Source organism: Streptomyces sp. SA15, from assembly GCF_002291145.1.
GTDB lineage: Bacteria > Actinomycetota > Actinomycetes > Streptomycetales > Streptomycetaceae > Streptomyces.
Genome location: NZ_NTGE01000033.1, coordinates 1 through 7,029, shown reverse-complemented (window position 1 = coordinate 7,029; position 7,029 = coordinate 1). Strand labels below are relative to the sequence as shown.

Annotated in this window: 4 protein-coding genes, 1 tRNA gene and 2 pseudogenes; 3 read left to right on the top strand and 4 right to left on the bottom strand. The window is 67.1% G+C overall.

Going from position 1 to position 7,029, the window contains the following annotated elements:
• Positions 1-496: pseudogene (locus CLM62_RS52915) on the bottom strand (hypothetical protein); the annotation flags it as partial.
• Positions 382-636, bottom strand: a pseudogene (locus tag CLM62_RS05105) (peptidoglycan-binding protein); the annotation flags it as partial. The pseudogenes CLM62_RS52915 and CLM62_RS05105, both read right to left, overlap by 115 nt.
• 228 nt (positions 637-864) lie before the next feature.
• Between CLM62_RS05105 and CLM62_RS05100 the strand changes: the two are divergent.
• The 3 genes from CLM62_RS05100 to CLM62_RS05090 all read left to right on the top strand — a co-directional run bounded on the left by CLM62_RS05100 (position 865) and on the right by CLM62_RS05090 (position 5,364).
• A tRNA-Lys gene (locus CLM62_RS05100) sits at positions 865-938 on the top strand.
• A 464-nt stretch (positions 939-1,402) separates the two neighbouring features.
• Positions 1,403-3,430, top strand: a complete 2,028-nt coding sequence (locus CLM62_RS05095; protein ID WP_095748661.1) for a glycosyltransferase family 2 protein — start codon at positions 1,403-1,405, stop codon at positions 3,428-3,430.
• A complete protein-coding gene (locus tag CLM62_RS05090) occupies positions 3,427-5,364 on the top strand; it encodes a kelch motif-containing protein (protein ID WP_095748660.1) in 1,938 nt (645 codons plus the stop codon). The genes CLM62_RS05095 and CLM62_RS05090 overlap by 4 nt, the downstream gene beginning before the upstream one ends.
• Before the next feature lie 70 nt (positions 5,365-5,434).
• Here the strand turns inward: CLM62_RS05090 and CLM62_RS05085 are convergent, their stop codons facing one another.
• Together CLM62_RS05085 and CLM62_RS05080 are read right to left on the bottom strand one after the other, a co-directional pair.
• Complete coding sequence (locus CLM62_RS05085; RefSeq protein ID WP_095748659.1) at positions 5,435-6,460, bottom strand: glycoside hydrolase family 6 protein; 1,026 nt, start codon at positions 6,458-6,460, stop codon at positions 5,435-5,437.
• A gap of 130 nt (positions 6,461-6,590) precedes the next feature.
• Positions 6,591-7,029: class F sortase (locus tag CLM62_RS05080; RefSeq protein WP_107483760.1), on the bottom strand; the 439-nt coding region annotated here is incomplete at its 5' end.

Below are 7,029 nucleotides of genomic sequence, written 5' to 3'. Positions count from 1 at the left end.
GCGGCTGCTCCCCCGTCCCGTGCCGACGCCCCACCACCGCGGGTTTCAGCGGCATCGCCACCGGGCCGGGTTCGTCGCGGAACAGCAGATGGACGGGGATCTCGGTGGTCGACTCGTTCTGGATGAGCCGGTCGCGTGGCCGTGCGGGCGGCCCCTCGGACTCCGGGGTGTGGGAAGTGGTCGTACTACCGGGCCGGGTTCGTCGCGGAACAGCAGATGGACGGGGATCTCGGTGGTCGACTCGTTCTGGATGAGCCGGTCGCGTGGCCGTGCGGGCGGCCCCTCGGACTCCGGGGTGTGGGAAGTGGTCGTACTCATGGGTGCCTCCAGCCTCCGCGCCAGATGCGTCACAACAGGGGGATACGGCACCGAAGCCGCCGTTCACGAAAAGAGCCGCCGCCAGGTCTCCGGCCCCGGGTAGCCGTCCGCCGCGCCGCCCCGCCAGCCCTGAGCGCGCTGGAAGGCCTCGACGCCGCGCCGGTCCGCCTCGCCCCAGCGCGGCCCCGGCCCGGTGGTGCGGTACTTGCCGAACCCCTTCCTCACCAGCTGCCGGCCGAGCTGGGTGACGTACTCGTTGTTCGCCCCGGGCCGGAACAGCGCCCGCCCGGGATAGCCGGGCACCCCATGGGAGGCAGGCAATTCCTCGAAGACCGGAGTCGCCATGCGATTCCCCTCACATCCCTGTCACATTCCTGCTGGAATTGTTCATACGTGTACACATTCGCCAGTTTCTCAACCGTCTTCCGCGCGCGCATGCTGACGGTCCGAATGATGTACGGCGACCCACCGGGGCCCCTCCCCTGGCCGGGGGCCGGGCGGTCCGGAGCACCCCAGGACGTCCGGTAAACTTGTGCAGGTCAGCGCGCGCCGCTAGCTCAGTTGGTTAGAGCAGCTGACTCTTAATCAGCGGGTCCGGGGTTCGAGTCCCTGGCGGCGCACGGACAGGGTGGGCCCCTCGTACGAACGAGGGGCCCACCACTCGTTTGGCCGGGTACTCTCTCGCCTCACTGTCGGCAACATCCGCACCCGCCTGTCCACAACGGCTCCACAAAGTCCCCACAGGGGCCACAATGAACGCGTATGACCGGTAAACACCGCGTTTCGCATCTTGCGATCATGATGAACACCGTAGAACCCTGGTTCTTCAAGATGCCGCCGATTCGCGGCAGTTGGGGGGCAAGGAGACGGTTGCCCGGTCGCTCGGGGAGAGGGGCCCCGTTCATGGCCGGATGCCGAGGGGGGCATCATGCAACCGGAAGGTCGCACACCGGTGTCTGTAAGTTGTGGAGCATGTGGTGACTGCGACCCACCGCTGATACGTCTGTGAAGGTCTAGGGGGACCCGAGCAGACGTAAGGAAACGAAACGAAACACGCGATGACTCGCGTGTGGGGGGATGACTCATGACGTCGACGCCGACGGGCGCCCGGCAGGATTACGACCCGTCCAGCACGACCCAGCTCAGGGTGCCTTCGCATCGGACGGGGGCGTTCCGCAGGATCAAGAAGACGCTGCCGAAGTACGACTACGAGCACTACAGCCGGCTGGCCGGTCCCCTCACACAGCCCGATCCGAACAAGCCGTACAGAGTGCAGTACCGCTCCTTGATCTCGCAGGAGCCGCACCGCATCAGGGTCGCGTTGATGCTGGCCGCGGCGCCGGTGCTGTCGGTGGTGCTGCTGGTGTGGCTGCTGCAGCCGGAGCACTGGACGGAGCGCGACTACCCGGCCTTCGCCTGGCTGCCGGCGCTGGACATCGTCATGCTCGTCTCGATCGGTCTGATCGAGTTCTTCCGCTGCATGAACGTGCTGTCGAACGCGCACGCCACGCTGGTCGCCCGCGACCCGATCCCGGTGGTGCCCGAGACCGGCACCAGAGTGGCCTTCCTCACCTCCTTCGTGCCCGGCAAGGAGCCGCTGGAGATGGTGACGAAGACCCTCGAAGCCGCGGTGAAGATCCGCCACCGCGGCCTCATGCATGTCTGGCTCCTCGACGAGGGCGACGACCCCGAGGTGAAGGCGGTCTGCGCGCGCCTCGGCGTGCACCACTTCTCCCGCAAGGGCGTCGCCAAGTGGAACCAGCCCTCGGGCCCGCACCGCGCCAAGACCAAGCACGGCAACTACAACGCCTGGCTCGACGCGCACGGCGACAACTACGACTACTTCGCCTCCGTCGACACCGACCACGTGCCGCTGCCCAACTACCTGGAGCGGATGCTCGGCTTCTTCCGCGACCCGAACATCGGCTTCGTCATCGGCCCGCAGGTCTACGGCAACTACGACAACTTCGTCACCAAGGCCGCCGAGTCGCAGCAGTTCCTCTTCCACGCGCTGATCCAGCGCGCGGGCAACAAGTACGGCTCTCCGATGTTCGTCGGTACGTCGAACGCCGTACGCATCAAGGCGCTGAAGCAGATCGGCGGTCTGTACGACTCGATCACCGAGGACATGGCCACCGGCTTCGAGATCCACCGGCACAAGAACCCGGCGACGGGCAAGAAGTGGCGCTCGGTCTACACCCCGGACGTGCTCGCGGTCGGTGAGGGTCCCAGCGCCTGGACGGACTTCTTCACCCAGCAGATGCGCTGGTCGCGCGGCACGTACGAGACGATCCTCAAGCAGTACTGGAAGGGCTGGTACTCGCTGCCGCCGAGCAAGCTCTTCAACTACACGATGATGATCATCTTCTACCCGATGTCCGCCCTCAACTGGATCCTCGCGGCGCTGAGTTGCGCCCTGTTCCTGGGCCTGGGCGCCTCGGGTGTGAACATCGACCCGACCGTGTGGCTGATGCTCTACGGCAACGCCTCCGCGCTGCAGATCGGCCTGTACATCTGGAACCGCCGGCACAACGTCTCCCCGCACGAGCCGGAGGGATCCGGCGGTGTGGCCGGCATGGTGATGTCCGCGCTGTCCGCGCCGCTCTACGCGAAGGCGCTGATCGACTCCGCACTGCGCCGCAAGAGCAAGTTCGTGGTCACCCCCAAGGGCGATTCGGCCAGCCCGGACAGGTGGTTCGGGACCTTCCGGTACCACTGGTACTTCATCGTGATCTTCGGCGCCTCGATCGCAGCCGGTTTCGTCTTCGGGCACTCGCACCCCGCGATGATCATCTGGGCGACGTTCGCCACGCTGATCACCGCGACGCCGATCTTCGCCTGGCGCCACATGCTGCGTCAGGAGAAGAAGAAGCCGGCCGTGCCCGAGCAGGAGCCGCGCGACGCGGCTCCCGTCGCCCAACCCGCACAGCATGCCCAGCCCGCGGCTCCCGTGGGGGCCTACGAGCCGCAGGCGCTGCCCGTGCAGCGCACCGCTGCCCAGCACGCCCCGCAGCACAAGCCGAGCTGGGCCGCCTCGAACGGGGGCTCGGACGGGACGGGCGACCAGACCATGCAGATCGCCCTTGGTGGACTTGGGGGACGTAAGGAATGAACGACCGTGCAGGCCGCCGCCGCGCTCGTCGACTCGCGATAGGCACGGCGGTGGTGCTCGCGCTGGCCGGGATGAACGGGCCGTGGCTGTACCGCTTCGGGACCGAGAAATACCACCAGTACCAAATCAACAGACCGGAGTACAAAGCCGAGAACGGCAAGTGGGAAGTCATCGAGTTCCCCGAGGAGTACCGGCAGAACACCATCCACGCGGCGCTGCTGCACACCGGCAAGGTGCTGCTCGTCGCGGGGTCGGGCAACAACCAGGACAACTTCGACGACAAGAAGTTCGACACCCGGATCTGGGACCCGGTCAAGGGCACCATCAAAAAGGTGCCGACGCCCAAGGACCTGTTCTGCACCGGCCACACCCAGCTCGCCAACGGCAACCTGCTGATCGCGGGCGGCACCAAGCGGTACGAGAAGCTGAAGGGTGACGTCACCAAGGCCGGCGGCCTGATGATCGTCCACAACGAGAACCCGGACAAGCCGGTCACGCTGCCCGCGGGCACGAAGTTCGTGGGCAAGGAGAACGGCAAGACCTTCGTGTCGAAGGACCCGGTCACCGTCGAGCGGGCGACGAAGAACTTCGACAAGAAGACCGGCAGGTTCCTGGGCAACACCCCGGGTCTTGGCCGCATTTACGTCGAGGCGCAGAAGAGCGGCGCCAAGTACGAGACGGGCACGCAGGACAACTACACCGTCCAGGGCCTGACCGGCGCCGACGCGAAGAACACGTACGGCATCGCGCAGAAGCTGGCCCTCGACAAGAAGGACTTCCAGGGCATCCGGGACGCCTTCGAGTTCGATCCGGTCGCGGAGAAGTACATCAAGGTCGACCCGATGAAGGAGGCGCGCTGGTACCCGACGCTGACCACCCTGAGCGACGGCAAGATCCTCAGCGTCTCCGGTCTCGACGACATCGGCCAGTTGGTCCCGGGCAAGAACGAGATCTTCGACCCGAAGACCAAGAAGTGGACGTACACGCCGAAGACCATGCAGTTCCCGACGTACCCGGCGCTGTTCCTGATGCAGAACGGCAAGATCTTCTACTCGGGTTCCAACGCGGGCTACGGGCCGGACGACGTGGGCCGTGAGCCGGGCGTCTGGGACGTGGAGTCCAACAAGTTCACCAAGGTGCCCGGGCTGAGCGATCCCACGCTGATGGAGACGTCCGGCACGGTGCTGCTGCCGCCGGCGCAGGACGAGAAGTACATGGTGATCGGCGGCGGCGGGGTCGGCGAGTCCAAGCGGTCCAGCAACAAGACACGGATCGTCGACATGTTGGCCGACGAGCCGAAGTTCGTGGACGGCCCCTCGCTGGAGAAGGGCACGCGCTATGCGCAGGCCTCGATCCTGCCGGACGACTCCGTGCTGGTGTCGGGTGGTTCGGAGGACTACCGGGGGCGCGGCGACTCCAACATTCTTGAGGCGCGGCTGTACAACCCGGGGACCAACACGTTCGACAAGGTCGCCGATCCGCTCGTGGGCCGGAACTACCACTCCGGGTCGCTGCTGCTGCCCGACGGGCGGGTGATGTTCTTCGGGTCGGACTCGTTGTACGGCGACAAGGCGAACACCAAGCCGGGCAAGTTCGAACAGCGGATCGAGATCTACACGCCGCCGTATCTGTACCGGGGCTCGCAGCCGTCGCTGTCGGGCGGACCGCAGACCATCGAGCGCGGGGAGTCGGGGACATTCACCTCGCAGCACGCCTCCTCGATCAAGAAGGTACGGCTGATCCGGCCGAGCGCGTCGACGCATGTGACGGACGTCGACCAGCGGTCGATCGCGCTGGACTTCAAGGCGTCCGGGAACAAGATCACGGTGACCGTGCCGAAGAACAAGAACCTCGTTCAGGCGGGGTGGTACATGCTGTTCGTGGATGACGACCAGGGGACGCCGAGCAAGGCGCAGTGGGTCAGAGTGCCGTAACGGCAAGGTACGGCAACCTATTTGGGGGCGCCCTCCGTCACGGAGGGCGCCCCCAGTCACGTATCAGGCGCTATGCGGAGGCCTTCGCGAGGCTGAGCGCGTAGTCCGCCCACCACTGGCCCGCCTTCGGGCCGCCCTTGCACTCGCCGTCCGACTCGCCCGGGCGCTTGACCCACAGGTAGGCGTCCACGAGCGGGTCCGCCGTCTTCGTCGTCGGGGTCTCGCCCAGGGCGCGCCCCGGCGGGTTGCACCAGCGCTCGTTCTGGTCGCCCTCGGTGTAGGGGCCGTTGCCGTTGCGGCTGGTGTCGATGACGAAGTGTTTGTCGCCGACCTTCGCGGAGAGCTCCTTGCCGTAGGTGATGGAGTCCTCGGTGGAGTAGAAGTTGGAGACGTTGACCGAGAAGCCGTCGGCCTGGTCGATGCCGGCCCGATGGAGGGGCTCGGAGATGTCGTCGGGCTTGCCCCAGCCGGCGTTGCCCGCGTCCAGGTAGACCTTCGTGTTCGGCAGTGACTTGAACTTGCCGACGGCCTCGCTTAGCAGGGCGTAGCGCTCCTCGTGGAACTCCTCGGGTGTGCAGTTGTCCACCATGTGCAGCACGGCGTCCGGCTCCAGGATCACCGTCGCGGGGCGGTCGCCGATGCCCTTGGTGACGCTGTCGACGAACGCCCGGTACGCGTCGCCGTCGGCCGCGCCGCCTCCCGAGAACTGGCCGCAGTCGCGGTGCGGGATGTTGTAGACGACGAGCAGGGCCTCGCGGTCGGCCTTCGCGGCGGCCTCGGTGAAGCCCCGGGCCTGTTCCTCCGGGTTCTCCGGGTTGATCCACTCGGCGGTCGGCTGCTGGGCGATCTTGCGGATCTGCTCGGCCTCCGTCTTCTTGCCGGCCTCCTCGTAGTTCTTCACCTGCTCCGCCGCGTTGCCGTCCGGGTTGACCCAGAACAGGTCTGTCCCCTTGGGCTGTTGGGTGATCCCGGGGCCGACGTCGATGTCCTTCTTGTCCTCTTCCCCTCCGTCCCCCGAGGAACAGCCTGCGATCAGCAGTGCCGCCCCCAGCACCGCCGCGGCAGCCCGCGTTCCAGCCCCCCTGCTGACGTACATCCAACTCCCCCTTGGGTGCACCGTTCCAAGCCTCAATCCTGACACACCCGTTGCCTGGCCCACGAGGTCGTCCGGGCCTTGTCCGAGAGCTGTTACCGGAGCTTCGGCCGGCGGCGGAGCACAGGTGACCTCACAGGCCGGATCCCGTCAGATACGCCGAGACGATCACGTTCGCCGTGTAGCTGCGGCTCGCCCGGTCGAAGCTGCCTCCGCAGGTGATGAGCCGCAGTTCGGCCCGCCCCGTCTCGCGGGTCCCGTACGCCTGCTGTGCGTCGAATCCGTCGCGGGTGAGGACCTGGACGTCGTCCACGGTGAACTCGGCGACCTTGCCGTCGTCGCGGAGCACCCGGACCGTCTCGCCGGGTTGGAGGGAGCTGAGCCGGTAGAAGACGGCGGGCCGGGTCTCGGTGTCGACATGACCGACCATCAGCGCGGTCCCGGCGGCGCCCGGTTTCGTCCCGGCCGCGTACCAGCCGACGGCTCCGGGCCGGTCGAACGGCGGCGGGGCGACGGCTCCCCGCGCGTCCAGGCCGCGGGCCACGACCGGCGCCTGCACGCCGAGGCCGGGG